Annotated in this window: 19 protein-coding genes; 18 read left to right on the top strand and 1 reads right to left on the bottom strand. The window is 33.9% G+C overall.

The annotated features are described in order from the left end of the window. Positions 1 to 8: 8 nt before the first annotated feature. A complete protein-coding gene (locus GM661_RS09140; protein ID WP_230869716.1) occupies positions 9 to 437 on the bottom strand; it encodes an Lrp/AsnC family transcriptional regulator in 429 nt (142 codons plus the stop codon). A gap of 319 nt (positions 438 to 756) precedes the next feature. Between GM661_RS09140 and GM661_RS09145 the strand changes: the two genes are divergently transcribed. The 18 genes from GM661_RS09145 (at position 757) to rlmN (ending at position 20,658) form a co-directional block, all read left to right on the top strand. Next, entirely contained in the window at positions 757 to 2,037 is a 1,281-nt protein-coding gene (locus GM661_RS09145) for a Glu/Leu/Phe/Val family dehydrogenase (protein ID WP_230869717.1), read from the top strand. 42 nt (positions 2,038 to 2,079) lie between these two features. Then, positions 2,080 to 3,267: a pyridoxal phosphate-dependent aminotransferase gene (locus GM661_RS09150; protein WP_230869718.1), complete on the top strand. Its 1,188-nt coding sequence runs from the start codon at positions 2,080 to 2,082 to the stop codon at positions 3,265 to 3,267. 213 nt (positions 3,268 to 3,480) lie between these two features. Beyond that, the gene (locus tag GM661_RS09155) at positions 3,481 to 4,803 is read left to right on the top strand and encodes a citrate synthase (RefSeq protein ID WP_230869719.1); all 1,323 of its coding nucleotides are present in this window, start codon (positions 3,481 to 3,483) and stop codon (positions 4,801 to 4,803) included. A gap of 638 nt (positions 4,804 to 5,441) precedes the next feature. Then, positions 5,442 to 6,833 carry a Na+/H+ antiporter NhaC gene (gene nhaC / locus GM661_RS09160; protein WP_230869720.1) on the top strand — a complete coding sequence of 464 codons (1,392 nt, stop codon included), beginning with the start codon at positions 5,442 to 5,444 and terminating at the stop codon, positions 6,831 to 6,833. Between the two features lie 264 nt (positions 6,834 to 7,097). Further along, positions 7,098 to 8,132, top strand: a complete 1,035-nt coding sequence (locus GM661_RS09165) for an asparaginase (protein ID WP_230869721.1) — start codon at positions 7,098 to 7,100, stop codon at positions 8,130 to 8,132. A gap of 160 nt (positions 8,133 to 8,292) precedes the next feature. Further along, on the top strand, positions 8,293 to 8,544 hold the full coding sequence (remA, locus tag GM661_RS09170) for an extracellular matrix/biofilm regulator RemA (protein WP_125990192.1): 252 nt from the start codon (positions 8,293 to 8,295) through the stop codon (positions 8,542 to 8,544). 21 nt (positions 8,545 to 8,565) lie between these two features. After that, positions 8,566 to 9,135: a guanylate kinase gene (gmk, locus tag GM661_RS09175; protein ID WP_230869722.1), complete on the top strand. Its 570-nt coding sequence runs from the start codon at positions 8,566 to 8,568 to the stop codon at positions 9,133 to 9,135. Between the two features lie 14 nt (positions 9,136 to 9,149). Further along, positions 9,150 to 9,365: a DNA-directed RNA polymerase subunit omega gene (gene rpoZ, locus GM661_RS09180; RefSeq protein ID WP_230869723.1), complete on the top strand. Its 216-nt coding sequence runs from the start codon at positions 9,150 to 9,152 to the stop codon at positions 9,363 to 9,365. Positions 9,366 to 9,380: 15 nt separating this feature from the next. Then, entirely contained in the window at positions 9,381 to 10,559 is a 1,179-nt protein-coding gene (gene coaBC / locus GM661_RS09185) for a bifunctional phosphopantothenoylcysteine decarboxylase/phosphopantothenate--cysteine ligase CoaBC (RefSeq protein ID WP_230869724.1), read from the top strand. A gap of 74 nt (positions 10,560 to 10,633) precedes the next feature. Next, positions 10,634 to 11,410, top strand: coding sequence for a prolipoprotein diacylglyceryl transferase (gene lgt / locus GM661_RS09190; protein ID WP_125990200.1), 777 nt, complete (start codon positions 10,634 to 10,636; stop codon positions 11,408 to 11,410). A gap of 126 nt (positions 11,411 to 11,536) precedes the next feature. Further along, positions 11,537 to 12,718 (top strand): methionine adenosyltransferase, encoded by a 1,182-nt coding sequence (gene metK / locus GM661_RS09195; RefSeq protein ID WP_230869725.1) that lies wholly within the window; start codon positions 11,537 to 11,539, stop codon positions 12,716 to 12,718. A 61-nt stretch (positions 12,719 to 12,779) separates the two neighbouring features. After that, the gene (locus GM661_RS09200) at positions 12,780 to 13,838 is read left to right on the top strand and encodes a lysylphosphatidylglycerol synthase transmembrane domain-containing protein (RefSeq protein WP_125990203.1); all 1,059 of its coding nucleotides are present in this window, start codon (positions 12,780 to 12,782) and stop codon (positions 13,836 to 13,838) included. Beyond that, positions 13,831 to 16,068, top strand: a complete 2,238-nt coding sequence (priA, locus tag GM661_RS09205; RefSeq protein WP_230869726.1) for a primosomal protein N' — start codon at positions 13,831 to 13,833, stop codon at positions 16,066 to 16,068. Before GM661_RS09200 ends, priA begins: the two co-directional genes overlap by 8 nt. Before the next feature lie 22 nt (positions 16,069 to 16,090). Then, positions 16,091 to 16,549, top strand: a complete 459-nt coding sequence (gene def / locus GM661_RS09210) for a peptide deformylase (RefSeq protein WP_230869727.1) — start codon at positions 16,091 to 16,093, stop codon at positions 16,547 to 16,549. A gap of 4 nt (positions 16,550 to 16,553) precedes the next feature. Next, positions 16,554 to 17,501 carry a methionyl-tRNA formyltransferase gene (gene fmt / locus GM661_RS09215; RefSeq protein WP_230869728.1) on the top strand — a complete coding sequence of 316 codons (948 nt, stop codon included), beginning with the start codon at positions 16,554 to 16,556 and terminating at the stop codon, positions 17,499 to 17,501. 44 nt (positions 17,502 to 17,545) lie between these two features. Then, on the top strand, positions 17,546 to 18,241 hold the full coding sequence (locus tag GM661_RS09220) for a zinc metallopeptidase (RefSeq protein WP_230869729.1): 696 nt from the start codon (positions 17,546 to 17,548) through the stop codon (positions 18,239 to 18,241). Positions 18,242 to 18,258: 17 nt separating this feature from the next. After that, entirely contained in the window at positions 18,259 to 19,599 is a 1,341-nt protein-coding gene (gene rsmB, locus GM661_RS09225; protein ID WP_230869730.1) for a 16S rRNA (cytosine(967)-C(5))-methyltransferase RsmB, read from the top strand. Between the two features lie 12 nt (positions 19,600 to 19,611). Then, a complete protein-coding gene (gene rlmN, locus GM661_RS09230; protein WP_230869731.1) occupies positions 19,612 to 20,658 on the top strand; it encodes a 23S rRNA (adenine(2503)-C(2))-methyltransferase RlmN in 1,047 nt (348 codons plus the stop codon). Position 20,659 lies beyond the last annotated feature (1 nt).

A 20,659-nucleotide genomic window follows, 5' to 3' on the forward strand; every position in this document is an offset into this window, starting at 1 on the left:
TAAATACTCTATAGTATTGTTCTTCTTTTTATCTGGTTAGAGAGAATAATTAATGTATTTGTACTACCATATCTTTGTATTTGGTATATTAATGATTCTAAATCATTCACTTCTTTAAAAATTGCATATACAACCATAGAATAAGACCCTGTTACATGATGGCAGCTTATTACGTTGGAATGGTTTTTAATTAACTCCATAAATTCTTTTCGTTTATCAATATCTATAGAAACATTGATTAAAGCACGGATGTTTTTGCCTAATTTAGCAGGGTCTATAATTGCAGTATAGCCTTTAATTACTTTACTGGTCTCTAATTTTTTAATTCTTTCTGAGACAGCAGGGGCAGTTAATCCTACTTGCTTACCAAGGTCTTTCATAGATATACGGGCATTTTCCTGTAAAATTTTTAAAATTTCATAGTCTATCGAATCCAAGAGAACTTCCTCCCCTATATTTAAATTAATTATATAAAGAAATATACTTATACAATTAATTATAACATATAGTATAAAAAATATAAATAATATATTTTAAAGGAATTATCTAATACACTTAATTTTATAAATACTAATTTGAATATAAAAACTCGCTAAATAAAATAAAGCTAAAATATTATATACTAAAATAAATGAAGTAAATATATATTAATCTTTATAATTAAAGTAGTATTAGCAAAAATATTTACAAAGATTAAGTTAAGTGTTATTATAAAAATGTAAGATAAATTTACTTAAATTAAAGGGGGCTTTTATAATGGCAGAAAAAACCTTAAATCCATTTGAAATTGTTCAATTACAAGTTAAGAAGGCATGTGATGAACTGGGAGAAAATGAAGCAGTTAGGAAAATTTTGAGTGTACCAGAGAAAGTAATGGAGGTTAATATTCCAGTTGAGATGGATAATGGTACAACGAGAATATTTACTGGATACCGGGTCCAGCATAATACATCTGCTGGGCCAACTAAAGGTGGAATCCGTTTTCATCCTAAGGTAAATAAAGATGAAGTTAAAGCATTAGCCACCTGGATGACTTTTAAATGTAGGGTTATGGATTTACCATATGGTGGTGCCAAAGGTGGTATAATTGTTGAGCCCAAAGAATTATCTATCAGAGAACTGGAAAGGTTAGCCAGGGGTTATGCCAAATCTATAGCTCAAATTATTGGTGAAAGAGTTGATATTCCAGCTCCAGATGTGAATACTAATGGACAAGTTATGTCCTGGATGGTTGATGAATATTCACTTTTAAGAGGTGTTGGACAAACTTTACCTGCTGTATTTACAGGAAAACCAGTTGAATTTGATGGTTGTCTAGGAAGAACAGAAGCGACTGGATATGGTGTTGCTATTATAGCAAGGGAAGCTAGTAAGTTAAAAGATTTAGAGATGAGTGGAGTAAGATTTGCAGTACAAGGTTTTGGTAATGTAGGAAGTCATACCGCTATGTATGCCGAAGAAATGGGCGCAAAGGTAGTAGCAATATCTGATATAGATGCTTGTTTAATTAATGAAAAAGGTTTAGATGTAAAAGCTTTAATGAAATATATGAAAGAAAACCGAACTATTTCAGGATATCCAAAAGCAGATGAAATAAATCGGGATGAAATATTCAAGCAAGAGTGTGATATTTTTGCTCCATGTGCTCTGGAGAATGCTATAACAACCAGAAATGTTGAGCAAATAAAAGCTGATATTATTGTTGAAGGGGCCAATGGACCAACTACACCTGAGGCGGAAAATGAATTGTTAAAAAGGGGTGTATTAATTGTTCCAGATATATTAGCCAATGCTGGTGGTGTTACGGTTTCATATTTTGAATGGGTACAAAATCTTCATAATTATTACTGGTCATTTGAAGAAGTACAGGAAAAGCAAGAAAGAAAAATGGTAGCAGCTTTTAAATCTGTAGTGGAAATGATGAAGGCTAAGAATGTGGATATGCGAAAGGCTGCTTATATGATAGCCATTGAAAGATTGGCTACACCAATGCGACTGCGGGGTTGGTTTAAAGATGGGACTTATAAACGAGCATAGTAATTTAAACTATAATTATAATTTAATGAAAGAGGTGAAAAAGTGGGTAGAGAGTTATCTAAAAAAAATTCAAATATTTCTCCTTCTGTTACCCTGGCTATTTCAGCCCAGGCTAAAGAAATGATAGCAGCCGGGGAAGACGTAATAAATTTTGGGGTTGGAGAACCAGATTTTAAGACCCCAGAAAATATAAAGAAAGCTGCTATGAATGTTATTGAAAATGGTAATATTGGCTATACAGCAGCATCAGGATTGCCGGAGTTAAAAAATGAAATATGTAAAAAATTCAAGAAAGATAATAAGCTTGATTATAAGCCAGATAATATTATAATATCATCTGGAGCAAAACACTGCTTATATAATGCTTTTCAAGCTATCTGTAATCCAGGGGATGAAGTTATAATAGCTGTACCGTACTGGGTAAGTTATCCTGAGTTAATAAAGATGGCAGGTGCTAAACCAGTGATGGTTGAAACTACTGAAGAGGAAGAATTTAAATATACAAGAGAAAAACTGAAGAATGCTGTAACTAATAAAACAAAGGCAATCCTACTAAATAGTCCTAATAATCCAACTGGGACAGTTTATGAAACCGATGATTTAAGGGTTATTGCTGAAATTGCTATAGAAAACAATATATATATAATAGCAGATGAAATATATGAAAAATTAATTTATAAAGGTGAACATGTTAGTATTGCTTCTCTTGGTGATGAGCTTAAAGAGTTAACTATAGTAATAAATGGTGTATCAAAGTGTTATTCTATGACTGGATGGCGAATAGGTTATGCAGCAGCCAATAAAGATATAGTAAAAGTAATGTCAAATATTCAAAGCCATGCAACCTCTAATCCTAATACTATTGCCCAATATGCTAGTATTGAGGCCTTAAGTGGGCAGCAAGCCTCTCTTGATATAATGAGAGCTGCTTTTATGAAAAGAAAAAAATATATGTTTGAAAAAATTAACTCAATAGACAATTTGTCTTGTCTTAACCCTAGAGGGGCATTTTATATAATGATGAATATTTCAGAGCTTATAGGAGAAAATTTCAACGGTTATCAGATAGATAATTCAATGGATTTTGCAAAATACTTATTGGAAAAAGAAAAGGTAGCAGTTGTACCAGGTATAGGATTTGGTAGAGAAAACTATGTACGGTTATCTTATGCTACATCTATGTCAAATATTAAAGAGGGATTAAAGCGAATTGAAAAGGCTTTAATTTAAATTACTTAATATTAAAATACTTTGTAATATATAATCTCTGTAAACTGAATACTTTTTGAACAGCACTTTAAATATTTTATAGAATTTAGTATAATTAAATATATATCTAAAAATAAAGACCTTAAACAATAATTTAAGCCAATATAATTAAGGTCTTTATTTTAGTTTTTTGTTAAAAATATATATTAAAAATTCAAGGTTAGAGGTGAAAAAATGGATGTTAATAAATGGCTTAAGACAGTTTCGGGAGAAGTGGAAAGGGTTAATAAAATTTCTAAAGAATACTATAATAAATATGATATAAAACAAGGATTAAGAAATTCTGATGGCACAGGAGTTGTTGTTGGTTTTACTAAAATTGGTTCTGTCCATGGCAGTAAATATGTTAACGGTAAAAAAACACCTGTTGATGGAAAGTTGATATACAGAAATATAGAAATTAATGATTTAATTAAAAGCTTTAAAGAATTTGGATTTGAATGCACTGTATATTTACTATTATTTGGCAAATTACCATTAAAAAATGAACTAGACAATTTCAATGAAATTTTGGATGGTTATCGAAGAATGCCACCAGCTTTTACTGAAAATATGATCTTAAAAAGTCCTAGTAATAATGTTATGAATAAATTACAAAGGAGTATATTAGCTTTATATTCCTATGATCAAGACCCTGATAGTCTGGAAATAGATAAAATTTTATTGCAAAGTATAAAATTAATTGCTAGATTTCCAACGATTATTTCTTATGGGTATCAAGCAAAGTGCCATTATTTTGATAATCAAAGTTTGTATTTGCATAATCCCAAGAAAGGTATTGGAACAGCTAAAAATATTCTGCATATGATTAGAGCTGATAACCTTTATACTGCATTAGAAGCAGATATATTGGATTTGCTATTAATATTACATGCAGAACATGGTGGAGGAAATAATTCTGCTTTTACAACCCATGTTGTTTCTTCAACTGGAACCGATACTTATTCAGCAATAGGAGCAGCTGTAGGAAGTTTAAAGGGTCCTAAACACGGTGGTGCCAATTTAAAAGTAGTAGAGATGGTTAATGATATTAAGGCACATATTGATTATACGGATATGGTGCAACTAAAAGATTATTTAATTAAAATATTAAAGAAAAAAGCCTTTAATAGAAAAGGTTTAATCTATGGTATGGGACATGCAGTTTATACTAAATCTGATCCTAGGGCAGTGATCTTAAAAGAAAAAGCTGCAGAATTGGCTAAAGAAAAAAATCAAATGGACGAATTTGATTTATATTGTAATATAGAAAAATTAACAAAAGATATTTTTAAAGAACTTAAAGGAGAGGATGCAGAAATATGTGCTAATGTAGATTTATATTCCGGGTTTGTTTATAAACTTTTGAACATACCTAAAGAACTATATACACCATTATTTGCTACAGCTAGAGTAGCCAGTTGGTGTGTTCATAGAATAGAACAGCTTGTTAGTGACGAGAAAATCATCAGGCCGGCTTATAAATCATTAAAGAATGATGAATCTGGAATGTATTAAAGTTATATTAAGTGAAAATGGAGAAGTGTATAATTATTATAATAATGTTGAGAAGCTTGTTTAACTTAATATTATTAAGTATAATAATATTATTTTTTGAAAAACAAGGAAATATGCTAATATTCATTTGATATATACTTTACATTTTTTTTATATAATATTAAAATAATAATATATTGTTGATTTAATTAAAAATTTCTCGAATATTTATGGGATTTGGGGATTGAAAAGGAAATTAAGAATATTCTCAATGTACTAAGATTGACATTAATTTATGTTTCTAGATAAAAGAGAGTAAGTCTAAATGCCTGTAGTTTGCCAAATCTATAGGGGAGTATTTTAGTCAATTAAATTGGGTTATTAATTAATTTATGTTTTTTGAATATAAAATAATATAAGAATATAAGTAGCCAAAAGGCGTCTTTATAATTTCATCAAAAGATAAATTAATGAAAGATAAATTACATTTGATAAATTATGGTTCTAGATGCTTTTTGGTCTTTTATTTGACGTCAACATTTGATTATTGTAATATAGCAGCTAGTCTGTTATAAATAATACTTATATAGAGAGGGGGTAAGGACTGGTAACATACGAATAATTAATATTACTAAAATAAGGAAGGAATGTTGTAAACGATGAAAAAAACTAATGAATTACCTTCAATGTTGCAAGTTTCTATAGTGTTAGTTGGGTTTTTGGCATTAGCATTTATCTTTACAAGTCTGGGTATAGAAATACATTTAGCAATATTTGCTGGATGGTTTTTAGCGATAGCAGTAGGGTTAAAATTAGGTTTTTCCTATAAGGAAATGGAAAAAGCTGTTATTGACGGCATATATAATGGGATGGATGCCATAATTATTCTTCTGGCAGTAGGTGCTTTAGTAGGGACCTGGATTTCAGGAGGAATTGTACCTAGTATAATTTATTATGGATTAAAGGTAATTCATCCTAATATCTTTTTGCTAGCCACCTTAATTATTTGTAGTCTTACTTCTCTATCTACGGGTACTTCCTGGGGAACAGCAGGAACAGCAGGTATTGCTATGATGGGGATAGGAGCTGGATTAGGTATACCTGCTCCTATGACAGCAGGGGCAGTATTATCGGGTGCTTATTTTGGGGATAAACTTTCTCCATTATCTGATAGTACTATTTTAGCTTCTTCAATGTCTGATGTTGATGTCATAGATCATGTAAAAGGAATGTTTCCGGCTTCTATAGTAGGATATATTATAGCAGCTTTAGGTTTTACAATTGCAGGGTTTACTGTTGGTGGTGGATCTGCAGATTTAAGTCGGGTTAATGAAGTTATAAATGCAATTGAAGGGATGTTTAATATCAGTTTGATTTCTTTACTACCAATGGTAATTGTCATTGCTTTACTGGCTATGAAAAAACCATCAATTCCTGTGATAAGTTTTGGAGCTGTTTTAGGTATTATTTGGGGAGTGCTTTTTCAGGGATTAAATTTTGTTGATGCAATAGGAACAGCCTGGACTCAAATTCCTAAAGATACAGGACTTGAATTTATTGATAATATTTTAAGCCGTGGAGGTATGAATTCCATGCTCTGGTCTGTTGGAATAATACTTTTTGGATTAGGTTTTGGCGGCCTTCTGGATAAGACTGGAATTTTAAAGGCTATTGCCAGTAGAATAGAAAAGGGAATTAATTCTGGCGGTTCATTAACGGTTACGACAATAATTGTGGGCTTTCTTGGGAATCTATTTGGGAGTGCAATGTATGTTTCATTAATTTTGACCCCCAAAATAATGCAAGAAAAGTATGATGAACTTGGCTATGATAGAAGAGTTCTATCGAGAAATACTGAGTTTGGAGGCACTCTTACTTCAGGTATGGTTCCATGGAGTGATAACGGGATTTACATGGCTGGAATTTTAGGTGTAGCTACTCTTGATTATTTACCATATATGTGGTTATCTTTTGCTTGTATTGCGGTAAGTATTTTTTATGGATTTACAGGTGCCTTTATGTATAGGACTAATAATGGGGTAACTGAATAACTTAATTTAGATACAGATTAAAATACTATAATTAGTATCCCCCAAATATAAATTTACAAATAAAAAAGTGGGGGATATTAATTAAATTAATAATAATCTTTAAAAGTCTGTGTTCAAAAAGGGTATAAATAGGGGATATATACTGATACTTTTCGAGACTTTAAAATGTACTTAATTATAGTTATTTATTAAATATAAGTAAAATTTTTTATGATGGGAATATTACCAGTATATTAATCAATATTTAAGTGAAGGGGATAGAGTATGAAAAAAATACATTTTATAACAACTGGTGGAACTATTGCTTCTTCTGAAGGGGAAAAAGGGTTGGAACCTACTTTTAATGATGAAGAATTGTTATCTTATATACCTGAAATAAGCGAACTGTGTGATATAAGCGGAGAACCAATCATGAATATTGATAGTACTAATATGAGACCTGAAGGAGTTAAAAAGATTGCCCAAACAATTTACCATAATTACGAAAAATATGATGGTTTTATAGTAACTCATGGAACTGATACAATGGGATATACTTCGGCATTATTAACATATATGTTATCCAATATTAAAAAACCAGTCATTGTTACTGGTTCACAGGTGGCAATAGGACAGCCTTATACAGATGCTAAAAAAAACATTTCTGATGCAGTTAGGTTTGCCCTTGAACAGGTTCCAGGTATATTTGTTGCTTTTGATGGTCGAATAATTAATGGTACAAGGGCTGTGAAAATAAGAAGTAAGAGTATGAATGCCTTTGAAAGTATTAATATGCCTTATGTTGCGTATATTAAATTGGGAAAGATTACTTATGATAGAGATAGTAAAGAACATCGTAATAAATATGAGATAATGAATATTAATCCTAGTAAACCTTTTAGGTTAGAAACTGAATTATGTACAGATGTTTTTCTATTAAGATTATATCCTGGTATTGATCCGACTATTTTTGATTTTATAAAGGAAAATTATAAAGGAGTAATTATTGAAAGCTATGGTGTTGGTGGTATCCCAAATTTGGATGGTTATAATATTATTGAAAAAGTAAAAGAACTGATAGGTGCAGGTCTTGCTGTAGTAATAACAACACAATGTATGGAAGAAGGGATTAATTTAGATGTTTATGAAGTAGGACGAGATTTGGCAGAAGCTAATAATATAATTACTGTGGCAGATATGAATACTGAAACCATAATTGCTAAATTAATGTGGGCCTTAGGAAATTTTAGCGATCTTAATGATGTGAAATGCTTTATGGAAACAGCGATGTTTGGAGATATGAATATTGAAGAAGAATAAAGAAATGACTGTCAGTTTTAAAGAGCTGACAGTTTTTTGATTAATTTTATAATATAAATTAATGTTTTAAGGTAGTAGTAGAAAAGGGCAGATAACTTCTTGTCAAAACTACTCTGGTGTGATATTATTAATGAAAGTTAACTATTTTAGGGGGATATAGATGAGTGTAAACTTAATTAATATTGGATTTGGAAATATTGTAGCTGGAAATAGAGTAATTGCTATAGTAAGTCCTGAATCTGCTCCAATCAAAAGAATTATTCAGGAAGCAAGAGAAAGAGGAATGTTGATTGACGCGACCTATGGCCGTAGAACCAGGGCAGTAATAATTACAGATAGTGATCATGTTGTACTCTCTGCTATACAACCTGAAACCGTCTCACATAGGTTAAGTGATCATGAGCAGGGGTAAGTGGACAGGGAGGCATTTCCAATGAGACAGGGGCATCTTTTTGTTGTTTCAGGTCCTTCAGGTGCTGGTAAAGGAACAGTATTAAAAAGATTAATAAATGAATATGATAATCTTGAGTATTCTATCTCTGCTACTACCCGTCATTCCAGGAAAGGTGAAGTAGATGGCAAAGATTACTTCTTTTTAACAGAAAATGATTTCTTTAAATTAGTTGATGATGATAGGTTTATTGAATGGGCCAAAGTACATAATAATTATTATGGTACCCCCAAAGATTATGTTCTGGAGATGATAGAAAAGGGTAAAGACATAATCCTTGAAATAGATATTCAGGGTGCTAAACAGGTGTGTGAATCTTATCCAGAAGCAATTTTTGTCTTTCTAGCCCCACCTTCTTTAGAGGAATTAGCTAGAAGATTAGATCAACGGGGTTCAGAGAATAGGCATACTAAAGAGGTTAGACTTAATAATGCCAGGGAAGAAATGAAAGAAAGAGAAAATTATGATTATGAAATTATTAATGATAAAATAGATCAGGCTGTACTTAAACTCAAATCGATTATTATTGCTGAAAACTGTAAAATAAAATAAGGGGATGATAAAAAATGATAATATACCCATCTCTAGATGATTTAATGAAAAAAGTTGATAGCCCTTACTCACTTGTAATTCTGGCCGCCAGGCGTGCAAGGCAGTTGAACCTGGGTGGGGCTGGACTACTGGAAGAATATAGGTCAAAGAAGGCTGTTTCTCAGAGTCTAGAAGAAATTGATCAAGAAAAAATAAAATATAGGACAAAATATAAAAAAGACATAAAATAAGGGGGAGACTGGGCTTTGAAAAAGGAAATACTCCTTGGAATTACTGGTGGTATAGCTGCTTATAAGGTGGTTGAAGTGGCAAGCAGGCTGACCAAAATGGGTTATTCCGTAAATACAGTTATGACTGAGGGAGGGACGAAGTTTGTTGCTCCTCTTACTTTTCAAAGTATTACCCATAACCCTGTACATACTGATTTGTTTTCACCACCAGAGCACTTTAATGTTAAACATATTTCTCTAGCAGATAGGGCTGATTTATGTCTGATAGCCCCTGCAACAGCAAATTTTATTGGCAAATTGGCTGGTGGAATTGCTGATAATCTTTTATCTACCATAATTATGGCTACTAAGGCCCCTGTTTTAATAGCACCATCCATGAATGTTAATATGTATCATAATTCAATTTTCCAGGATAATATATCTTATTTAAAGAAAAAGGGATATGAAGTAATTGACCCAGATAAAGGATATCTTGCCTGTGGTTATCAGGGTGAAGGAAGATTACCTGAACCAGAATTATTAGTAGATTTAATTACAGGGCGGTTAAGTGAGAAAGATTTTGCAGGCAAAAAGATACTGGTGACAGCAGGACCTACCAGGGAATACCTGGATCCAATCCGTTTTCTCAGTAATAAATCATCAGGAAAGATGGGTTATGCCCTGGCCCGTACAGCAGCCAGGCGAGGGGCGGAAGTAACCCTGCTTTCCGGGCCAGTAAATTTAACTCCTCCCTATGGTGTAGAGACAATTTTCATCGAAAGTGCTAGTCAATTAGCTGAAGAGGTTAAGCTGCATTCGCAAAATTATGATATAGTTATTATGGCAGCAGCAGTTGCAGATTTTAGACCTGCAGATTACCAGAAAGAGAAGATAAAAAAAGGAAAACAGTTTGATAATTTTAAATTAAATATGATGCGGAACTCTGATATATTAGAAGGTATCGGTAGACATAAAAAAAAGCGTCAAATACTGGTTGGTTTTGCTGCTGAAAGTGAAGACCTGCTCAATAATGCCCGTGATAAAATGGAAAAAAAGAATCTTGATATGATTGTAGCTAATGATATTGCAGGGTTTACCAGTGACCAAAATAGTGTTACAATTATTACTAAGAAATATGCTAAGGATATACCATTGATGAAAAAAACAGAGATTGCTGGTATAATTTTTGATGGGATTAGTGAATTACTAAAGTAGAGGGCAGGGGTGGATTAACCCTGTCCTTCTAAAATGTTTTAGTTAGTAATTGAAAGTGATTTTTATTAGGAAGGATGGTTATTATTATTGATCCTGTTGCTTTTTATATTGGCTCACTTGGAATACGCTGGTATGGGGTCATAATTGCTGCTGCTACCCTGATTGCTATGTTTTTAATAAATAGAGAAGCTGCTCAACAGGGGATAGCTAGTGATTTTTTCCTTGATTATTTTTTGATTACTATACCAGCAGCAATAATAGCTGCCAGATTGTATTATGTTGTTTTTAATTTTAAGATATATAAAGGTAATATAAGGCGTATTTTTGCCTTTCGTGAAGGTGGAATTGCTATACATGGTGCAGTACTGGCTGGACTGCTAGTTTTAATAATTCTAAGCAGAAAAAGAGGGGTGTCTTTCTGGCAGGCAGCCGATATTATAGCCCCTGCCCTTGTTCTGGGGCAATCGTTCGGCCGCTGGGGGAATTTTATCAACAGAGAGGCATATGGTGGAATTGTAAGTAAGGAATTTATAAGTATTTTCCCTGATTTTATTGAAAGGCAGATGCATATAAATGGTTACTATCACCACCCGGCTTTTTTATATGAATCCAGCTGGGATTTGCTTGTATTTATCTTTTTAATATCTATTAGAAGGAAAGAATTTATTAAAAAAGGTGATTTATTCTTGTTATATCTGATTACTTATTCTCTGGGGCGTTTTTTTATCGAAGGAATCAGAACCGATAGTCTGATGTTAGGTCCCTGGCGTATTGCTCAGTTAGTCAGTATATTTGCCATTGTTTTAGGGGGATTATTAATTTATATACGACATAAGAAACTAATTAGATAATATTGTTTTTCTTATGACTTAAAAAATAACGGAATTAGATGGTTTGACAGTATTATTTTATTATGCTAAACTAAAAATATTGTTTAAATTTCCAAAATAAAGTTTAATCCAAGGTGGTGTATAATCTTGACAGAGAGATATTTTTTCACCTCTGAATCAGTAACTGAGGGTCACCCAGATAAAGTGGCAGATCAGATATCTGATGCAGTGTTAGATGCTATTATAAGTAAGGACCCTATGGCCAGGGTTGCCTGCGAGTCATTTGTCACTACAGGTTTAATCCTTGTTTCTGGTGAGGTTTCAACTGATTGTTATGTAGATATTACTGAGATTGCCAGGAAGACTGTTAAGGAGATTGGTTATAATAGGGCTAAATTTGGGTTTGATGGTGATACATGTGCTGTTTTAACGGCTATTGATGAGCAGTCTCCTGATATTGCCCTGGGTGTTAATAAAGCAATAGAGTCTAAGATGGGAGAAGAAGAAAATCAATTGGGTGCTGGAGATCAGGGGTTAATGTTTGGTTATGCCTGTAATGAAACAGATGAACTAATGCCCCTTTCTATAACCCTGGCCCATAAACTTGCCAGAAGACTGGCTTTTGTTCGTAAAGATAAAATAATACCGTACTTAAGACCAGATGGCAAAACACAGGTTACAGTCGAATATATTGATGGGGCCCCGGTTAGAATAGATAAAGTAGTTGTTTCTTCCCAGCATCATCCAGAGGTAGATAATAAGGAAATAAGTAATGATATTATTAAACATATCATCAAAGAGGTTATTCCAGAAAAATTTATGGATGATAAGACTGAATTATTAATTAATCCTACAGGTAGATTTGTTATTGGAGGTCCTCATGGTGATACTGGCCTGACCGGTAGAAAGATTATTGTTGACACATATGGTGGTGCTGCTAGACATGGTGGTGGGGCTTTTTCTGGAAAAGACCCGACCAAGGTTGATCGTTCTGCTGCATATGCAGCCCGTTATGTTGCCAAAAATATAGTTGCAGCAGGATTAGCCGCTAGGTGTGAAGTTCAGCTTGCTTATGCTATTGGTGTTGCCCGACCTGTTTCTATTATGGTTGATACATTTGGAACAGGTAGGATAGATAATAATAAACTAGATAGTCTGGTAAAGAAGGTGTTTGATCTTAGACCAGAAAAAATTATAGAGGTTTTAAACCTTCGCCAACCAATCTATAAACAGGTCGCTAGCTATGGTCATTTTGGAAGGGCAGACCTTGATTTGCCCTGGGAGAGAATAGATAAGGCGGCTGTTTTAAAGAAAGAGGCTGGTTTATGATATAGGCTTTTAATACCGGAGGTTATCCTTCGGTGTTTTTCTTAGAATAAGAGGTGATAGAATGGGAGATAGGTCAGAAAGTAAGGTTATTAATTTAAGTGCAGCATTTAAGGGACTGCGGTATGCGCTGATAATAAGTTTACTTATCTCAACAATACTTATATTATATACCATAGAGATTGATCACCTTAGAGAAGCCATTTCCAGTATAAGCTTTAAAATGATTATTCTGTTGATGGTTTTATTATTGACAAACTGGTTGGCTGCTGGAGTCAGGTTAAAGGTAATGGTTTTAACAGTTGGAGGTAATATTAGTCTTTTGGAAGGTATAATTATTTATCTGGGAGGCTCTTTCATTTCCAATGTTACTCCCTCTGCAACTGGTGGTGGTCCATATCAGATCTATATATTACATAAAAAGGGACTGACTGTTGGTCAGGGTACAATGGTTATTGTAATTAATTTTATTCTTAGAATTTCATTTTTCAGTATTGCAAGTTCTATGTTTCTATTATTTTTTAACAAATATATATCACCAGGGGTTATTCCATCTTATATTTTTTATATTGCCTTGGGTGTTGGTATGTTAATAACTATTTCAATCCTGGTACTAAGTCTTGTTCCAGGGGTAATAAATTATATTCTGGACTTTTTATTTAAAATCCAAAAAATAAGGACACTTGTTAAAAAGAGTTATCGGATAAAAAAATTGTTGGCCAGGGCCAAAAGAGAATTAAAGGAATTTCACCTTTCCCTTGAATTGTTATGGAAGAACAAAATCAGGCTATTTTTAGTCTGTTTATATACTATTCTTTATTGGAGCTCATTATTTATGATTCTTCCGATTTTGTTGATTGGTCTTGGTTTAGAACCTTATTTTTTAAGGTCTTTTATTATGCAGACTATTTTCAACTTAGTAATACCGTATATGCCTACACCAGGAGCCAGTGGTATTGCTGAGATTGGTTTTGCTTCCTTATTTGTTTCTTTTATTCCTAAAGGACTAATTGGTTTGGTAACACTGGTCTGGAGATTTATTATCTATTATTTAGTATTAATCCTAGGTGGTTTTTTTGCCTTGCGGGAATTAGGCTGGCAGAGGGGAAAAAGGAATGACTGATTATGTGAAAATAATTGTTGATATACCCTTATCACATCTGGATAATAGTTATGATTATCGGGTGCCAAAGAAATATAAGGATATAATTAAAATAGGGCATGCAGTCAAGGTAAGGTTCGGCAACAGGATGGTAGTTGGTTTTGTAATAGGCTTTAGTAATACTACTGACCTGGATAAAGATAGAGTTAGGGATATAAGTTCTATTATAACAAAAGAAGAGTTATTTAATGAGGAAATGCTGGAATTATTTAAATGGATGGCTTCATATTATAAATGCCTTCTGGTTAAAGTAATAAAATCAGCTATTCCCACTGGTGTAATAACAGGAAAAGTCAAAAAGAAAAGGGTCCGATTTCTTAGCTTAAATCAAAATCAGGAAGAGACTGATAGAATAATAAATGAACTGAGGAAAAAAGCCCCTAAACAGAAAGAGATTCTGGAGTTTTTATTAGCTAATGATGAGTATCTAAGTACAAGTCAACTGGCAGAGCGGGTTAGTACTTCAGCAGGGACTGTGAGCAGGTTGATAAAAAAGGGTTATTTAAAATATGAGGAGAAGATCAGTAGAAGAAGACCGTATTTTAAGAAAAGCAGTCCTGGCAGCAGCAAACCGGAATTAACCAAAGAACAGCAAGAAGTAATTAACAAGATATTAGTTAATATAAAAGGGAATAAAACAGATAGCTATTTATTACATGGTGTTACTGGTAGTGGCAAAACTGAGGTATATCTGCGTATAATAGAAGAAGGTCTCAGTAGGGGTAAGGGTGCTATAGTACTTGTCCCTGAAATTTCTCTTACTCCCATGATGGTCAGGATATTTTATCAGCGTTTTGGTGATAAAATAGCTGTTCTTCACAGTAATTTATCACTTGGGGAACGTTATGATGAATGGAGAAGGCTGTATTATGGAGAGGCTTTAATAGCCATTGGGGCAAGATCAGCGGTTTTTGCTCCAGTAAAAAACTGTGGTCTGATTATAATTGATGAGGAACATGAGACATCATATAAACAGGGTGAAAACCCTTATTACCATGCACGTGAAGTAGCCTTAAAAAGGGTAAAATTAAGTGGGGGGGTAGTGATTCTTGGTTCTGCTACTCCTTCATTGGAGAGTTATTATTATGCTCAAGAGGGTAAATTTAAATATCTGGCTTTGACCGAGAGAATCAATGCAGAAGAAATGCCACCTGTTAGTATTATTGATATGAGGGAAGAACTAAGAAACGGTAATACCTCTATCTTTAGTACCAGTCTAAAAAAGGCAATCAACAATTCACTATTAAAAAAAGAACAGGTCTTAATTTTTTTAAATAGAAGGGGATATGCAAATTTTATACTTTGCCGGGAATGTGGGCATGTTATAAAATGTAAAAACTGTGATATATCACTTACCTATCATGAATCTGAAAATAGTCTGCGCTGTCATTATTGTGATTTTACTAGTATTGTTCCCCGAAACTGCCCTGCCTGTGGTAGTGTGTTTATCAAAAAATTTGGTATTGGTACTGAAAGAATCGAAGAGGAGTTAAAAAAGGAATTTACCGGTGCTGTTATTGAGAGAATGGATGTTGATACAACTACCAGAAAGGGGTCACACTATGAAATATTAGAGCGGATCGAAAAAGGGGAGACAGATATACTGGTAGGTACCCAAATGATTGCTAAGGGACATGATTATCCTAATATATCTGTAGTAGGTGTTATTACAGCAGACAATATTCTTAATTTACCTGATTTCCGTTCGGGAGAGAGGACCTTTCAATTGCTGACTCAGGTTGCTGGAAGGACTGGACGCGGTAGTAAAAATGGTGAAGTTATTATACAGACTTATACTCCAGAACACTATAGTATTATCGCAGCCAGTAAACATGATTATTTACAATTCTATAATCAAGAGATAAATTCAAGGAAGAAACTCTTTTATCCCCCCTTTTCACAACTGGTAAATATTATTATTCAGGGTTATCAAGAACAAGGAGTAGTTAAAGCCGCTGAGCAACTTAATGTCTTTCTAAAAGATTATCAGCAATATATCAAAGAAATATTAGGGCCTTCACCTGCCCCTATAAATAAACTGCGTAATCGTTACAGATGGCAGATTATTTTAAAAATACAGGGATGGGCAAAGAGGAATTTTATCCTGGCAGAAACAAGGAGTAAATTTCTACCCGAACAGGATAAGGAGATTGGTTTTATTATTGATGTTGATCCTATTAAAATGTTATAATAAAATTCTGGAGGTGAATTATATGGCTATTTTACCGATTAGAAAAGTTGGTGATCCGGTTTTAAGGAGTAAGGCCAGAAAGGTCAAGGAAGTTACAGAAAAAACAAGGGAATTAATAGAAAATATGGCTGAGACTATGTATGATGCCCCTGGTTCAGGTTTGGCTGCACCACAGGTTGGTATCTTACAGCAGATTATTACTATTGATGCAGATGATGGCAGAGGCTTAATAGCATTGATTAACCCAGAAATTCTTACTGTTTCAGATGAAAAGATAATTATGGAAGAGGCTTGTCTGAGTGTCCCGGGTGAAAAAGGGGATGTTATTCGGCCTAGACGTGTTACAGTAAAGGGTTTAAATAAAGATAATGAAGAAATTGTAATTGAAGCTGATAAATATTTGGCTAGGGTTTTACAGCACGAGATAGATCATCTAAATGGTATATTATTTATTGATAAGTTAGGAAACAGTCTGAGGTGATATGATGAAGGTAATTTTTATGGGGACACCTGATTTTGCTGTATATAGTCTTGAAAAACTGGCAGGTGATCAGGAAATAAAAATTAAAGGGGTTGTTACACAACCTGATCGAAAAAAGGGCAGAGGGATGAAATTACAATCCTCTCCAGTAAAAAAAACAGCCTTGAAGCTGGGTTTAAATCTTTTGCAGACAGATAATGTTAATAGTCCTAATTTTATAGCAGAACTCAAAGAATTAGAACCTGATATAATTGTTGTGGTTGCCTTTGGACAAAAATTAAGTAGTGAATTCCTTGCTATACCGAGCTGTGGATGTGTTAATTTACACGCCTCATTATTACCACAATATAGAGGCTCCAGTCCGATAAATAAAGTGATTATAGATGGTAATACTATTACTGGTGTTAGCACAATGTATATGGATGAGGGCTGGGATACTGGTGATATAATATATAAAAAAGAAGTACCAATAGAGAAGGCTGATACTGCCGGCACCTTACATGATAAACTGGCAGTGGCTGGTGCTGATCTTCTGCTGAAAACTATTCTTGATATTGCGAAAAGAACAGCTCCCAGGGAAAAACAGGATGATAGTCTGGCCTCTTTTGCTTATAAGTTAGTCAAGAGTGATGGTGAGATAGACTGGAGTAAAGAGGCCAAATCTGTTTATAACCATGTAAGGGGAATGAATCCCTGGCCCGGGGCTTTTACTCATTATCAGGGGGAATTAATTAAAATCTGGCAGGTCAGTATTGTTGAAGATAATAAATATATTAATAATGATAAATCAGTAGGGGAAATACTGGTTGCTGATGAGCAAAATGGTTTACTTGTTATGACAGGAAAGGGACTAATTAGTCTAGAAAAAATTCAGCTAGCAGGCAAACAGAGGATGCTGGTCGAGGAATTTTTACGCGGCTATGATTTATTGCCGGGGAGTAAGTTTAAATAAAGATGGTTTTCTTATTTTAAGTATCTTAAGAAGGGGGTTAAGAAATGTATTTTCCACTTTTTTATGATCCAACAATTATTATAATAATACCTGCCTTTTTGTTGGCCATTTATGCTCAGTATAAGGTTAAGGGGACATTTAACAAATACAATAAAATTTACTCTAACTCTGGTTTAACAGGGGCAGAGGCTGCTCGCAAATTGCTGTCTAAACAGGGAATTACTGATGTGGCAGTACAACAAATTGAAGGTAGGCTTGCTGATCATTATGACCCTCAAAAAAAAGTTTTAAATCTATCAAGAGAAGTATATGGTAATAATTCTCTGGCTGCTATTGGCGTGGCTGCTCATGAGGCTGGGCATGCTATTCAGGATGCTAGAGATTATAGACCACTTAAAATTAGGGCCAGTTTAGTTCCAGCTGCTAATATTGGCTCAAGTATGGGGTTGCCATTAGCCCTTTTTGGTTTTTTTATCAGGGCAGATTTTATGATTATGCTTGGTTTAGTATTATTCCTGGGTGCTTTTTTATTTCATTTAGTGACCTTGCCAGTTGAATTTAATGCCAGCAATAGGGCTATTAACTTACTAAGTAAAAATAAGTACCTAACAGGAAAAGAACTACAGGGTGCTAAAAAGGTTTTACGCAGTGCAGCCTTTACCTATGTAGCTGCAACACTGGTAGCCCTGGCTAATTTATTAAGAATCTTAATGCTATTTGGTATGGGCCGGGATGATTAAAGGAGAATATATAGTTAATGACTATCCGAAGAGATGCACTTACTATACTTGAAGAAATAAAAGATGGTGCTTATTCAAATATTGTACTTTCCAGAAGACTGCCCCGGATCCTTGATAAAAGGGACAGAGCTTTACTGACAGAAATTGTTTATGGGGTATTACGATATAAAAATAGACTGGATTACTATATTATTAAATTATCAAATAGACCTCTAAAAAAAATAGACAGTGCTGTTTTAACTGCCCTTAGGATGGGTATATATCAGCTGCTTTTTCTTGAACGGATACCTGATCGGGCAGCTGTTTATGAGACAGTTAATGCCTTAAAAGGTCTGACACATCAAGGTGGTATAAGATTTGCTAATGCTTTATTACGGGGGTTTATTAGAAAAAAAAAGCAGGTATTATTTCCTGATAAGGAAAACGACCCTATATCATACCTGGTTCATTATCATTCACACCCCCGCTGGCTTGTTGAATTATGGCTTAAACAATATGGTTTTACCCGCACATTAAAACTGTGCAGCTTAAATAACCAGCCTCCAGGTCTATATATCAGGATGAATACTTTGAAAATACATTCCAGAGAATTTATACAGACCTTTGTAACTGACCAAATAGGGTTAACAGCAGAACCGGTCAATGGTTCATACCAGTTGAAGGGTTTTAATTCTATTACTGAACTGCCTTTATTTAATGACGGAGGATTTATTATTCAGGGTCCTGCTGCTACTCTGGCCGGATTATTACTGGGGGTTAGACCAGGTATGCGTGTTCTGGATATGGCTGCTGCCCCTGGTGGTAAAACCACTCACCTGGCTGAGTTAATGGATAATCAGGGTAGTATCATTGCCCTGGATATCTATCAACATAAACTAAAATTGATTGAAGAAAATTGTCAGCGTATGGGTGTAAAAATTGTCAAAACTGTTAAGAATGATGGTAGGGAATATAGGGATAATAAGAAGTTTGATATGATTTTGGTTGATGCACCGTGTTCTGGCCTGGGATTGATTCGTCAGAAACCGGAGATAAAATGGAATAAAAGTCAACAGAATATTAAAGAGATTATTAAAATACAGAGGGAATTACTGCTCAATGCCGTACAGTTAGTTAAAAAGAATGGTTTGATATTATATACTACATGTACCCTTAATAGTAGTGAAAACCAGGATATAATAAATGACATACTTTCTGCCCACCAAAGAAAACTGGAATTAATTGATTTAAGTAAAGATTTGGCAGAACTGGGACTGGCCAAAACATATCCGGTTGATAGTAATGGCTTTCTGGAAATGTTTCCACCAGAAAGTATAACAGAGGGTTTTTTTATGGCCAAACTTAAAAAGGTAAAATAGAAGGGATTTTTAATGAATAAGCAGGATTTAAAGTCTTTAAAAAGAAATGAATTAAGTAAATGGTTTGCTAAAAATGGTTTTCCAGCTTTTCGAGCAGAACAGGTCTTTAACTGGTTGTATAAGAATGGTATTGACTGTTTTGAAGATATGTCTAATTTACCTGCTGATTTGATTGACTATTTAAAGGAGAAAGCATATTTTGAAAGGCTTATTAAGGTTGATACTATTGAGGCTGAAGATGGTACTATCAAGTATTTATGGGGTTTATCTGATGCAGAGCAGATAGAGAGTGTATATCTGCCTTTTGCTGATGGGAGAAATAGTATCTGTATTTCCAGCCAGCTAGGTTGCCAGATGGGATGTAGTTTTTGTGCAACCGGTAAAAGTGGGTTTATCAGAAATCTTACTACAGGTGAGATTGTTGACCAGGCATTTCAGATGCAGAAAGATATAAGTAAAGCTGCTTATGGAGAACCTAGAATCTCCAATATAGTTTTTATGGGTATGGGGGAACCATTAGAAAACTTAGAGGCGGTCATGAAGGCTGTTAATATATTTAATGATGAAAAGGGTTTTAATATTGGTATGAGAAAAATTACTATTTCAAGCTCGGGTATTGTTCCTGCTATCAGAAAATTAGCAGACCTTGAAGCACAGTTAGTACTGGCTATTTCATTAAATGCCCCGGTAAATAGCCTGCGTAACAGACTTATGCCGATTAATAAGAAATACCCTTTAGATGAACTATTATCAGCAGTACGTTATTATATTAATAAAACTAATCGTAGGGTTAGTTTTGAATATGTTTTAATAAATGGGATTAATGATACAATAGAAATGGCAGAGAAAACGGCTGATTTACTAAAAGGCTATTTGTGTCATGTAAATCTAATTCCTTTAAACCCGGTTGTTGGTTTTGGTTTTCAGGGACCTGGCAGGGAAAATATGATTGATTTTAAAGGAATTTTAGAAGAGAGAGGAATTGAGTGTACTATTAGACAGGAAAGAGGTTCCGAGATACAGGCTGCCTGTGGACAGTTGCGTCACCTTAATAAATAAG

The sequence above is a fragment of the Iocasia fonsfrigidae genome, assembly GCF_017751145.1.
Classification (GTDB): Bacteria; Bacillota; Halanaerobiia; order Halanaerobiales; family DTU029; genus Iocasia; species Iocasia fonsfrigidae.

What these genes read in the sequence shown, in the direction of transcription:
- rlmN (WP_230869731.1), top strand. Translation starts at nt 19,612, where the DNA reads ATGAATAAGCAGGATTTAAAGTCTTTAAAAAGAAATGAATTAAGTAAA.
- nhaC (WP_230869720.1), top strand. Translation starts at nt 5,442, where the DNA reads ATGAAAAAAACTAATGAATTACCTTCAATGTTGCAAGTTTCTATAGTG.
- GM661_RS09145 (WP_230869717.1), top strand. Translation starts at nt 757, where the DNA reads ATGGCAGAAAAAACCTTAAATCCATTTGAAATTGTTCAATTACAAGTT.
- remA (WP_125990192.1), top strand. Translation starts at nt 8,293, where the DNA reads ATGAGTGTAAACTTAATTAATATTGGATTTGGAAATATTGTAGCTGGA.
- rsmB (WP_230869730.1), top strand. Translation starts at nt 18,259, where the DNA reads ATGACTATCCGAAGAGATGCACTTACTATACTTGAAGAAATAAAAGAT.
- def (WP_230869727.1), top strand. Translation starts at nt 16,091, where the DNA reads ATGGCTATTTTACCGATTAGAAAAGTTGGTGATCCGGTTTTAAGGAGT.
- lgt (WP_125990200.1), top strand. Translation starts at nt 10,634, where the DNA reads ATGGTTATTATTATTGATCCTGTTGCTTTTTATATTGGCTCACTTGGA.
- priA (WP_230869726.1), top strand. Translation starts at nt 13,831, where the DNA reads ATGACTGATTATGTGAAAATAATTGTTGATATACCCTTATCACATCTG.
- GM661_RS09220 (WP_230869729.1), top strand. Translation starts at nt 17,546, where the DNA reads ATGTATTTTCCACTTTTTTATGATCCAACAATTATTATAATAATACCT.
- GM661_RS09200 (WP_125990203.1), top strand. Translation starts at nt 12,780, where the DNA reads ATGGGAGATAGGTCAGAAAGTAAGGTTATTAATTTAAGTGCAGCATTT.
- fmt (WP_230869728.1), top strand. Translation starts at nt 16,554, where the DNA reads ATGAAGGTAATTTTTATGGGGACACCTGATTTTGCTGTATATAGTCTT.
- gmk (WP_230869722.1), top strand. Translation starts at nt 8,566, where the DNA reads ATGAGACAGGGGCATCTTTTTGTTGTTTCAGGTCCTTCAGGTGCTGGT.
- rpoZ (WP_230869723.1), top strand. Translation starts at nt 9,150, where the DNA reads ATGATAATATACCCATCTCTAGATGATTTAATGAAAAAAGTTGATAGC.
- GM661_RS09165 (WP_230869721.1), top strand. Translation starts at nt 7,098, where the DNA reads ATGAAAAAAATACATTTTATAACAACTGGTGGAACTATTGCTTCTTCT.
- GM661_RS09155 (WP_230869719.1), top strand. Translation starts at nt 3,481, where the DNA reads ATGGATGTTAATAAATGGCTTAAGACAGTTTCGGGAGAAGTGGAAAGG.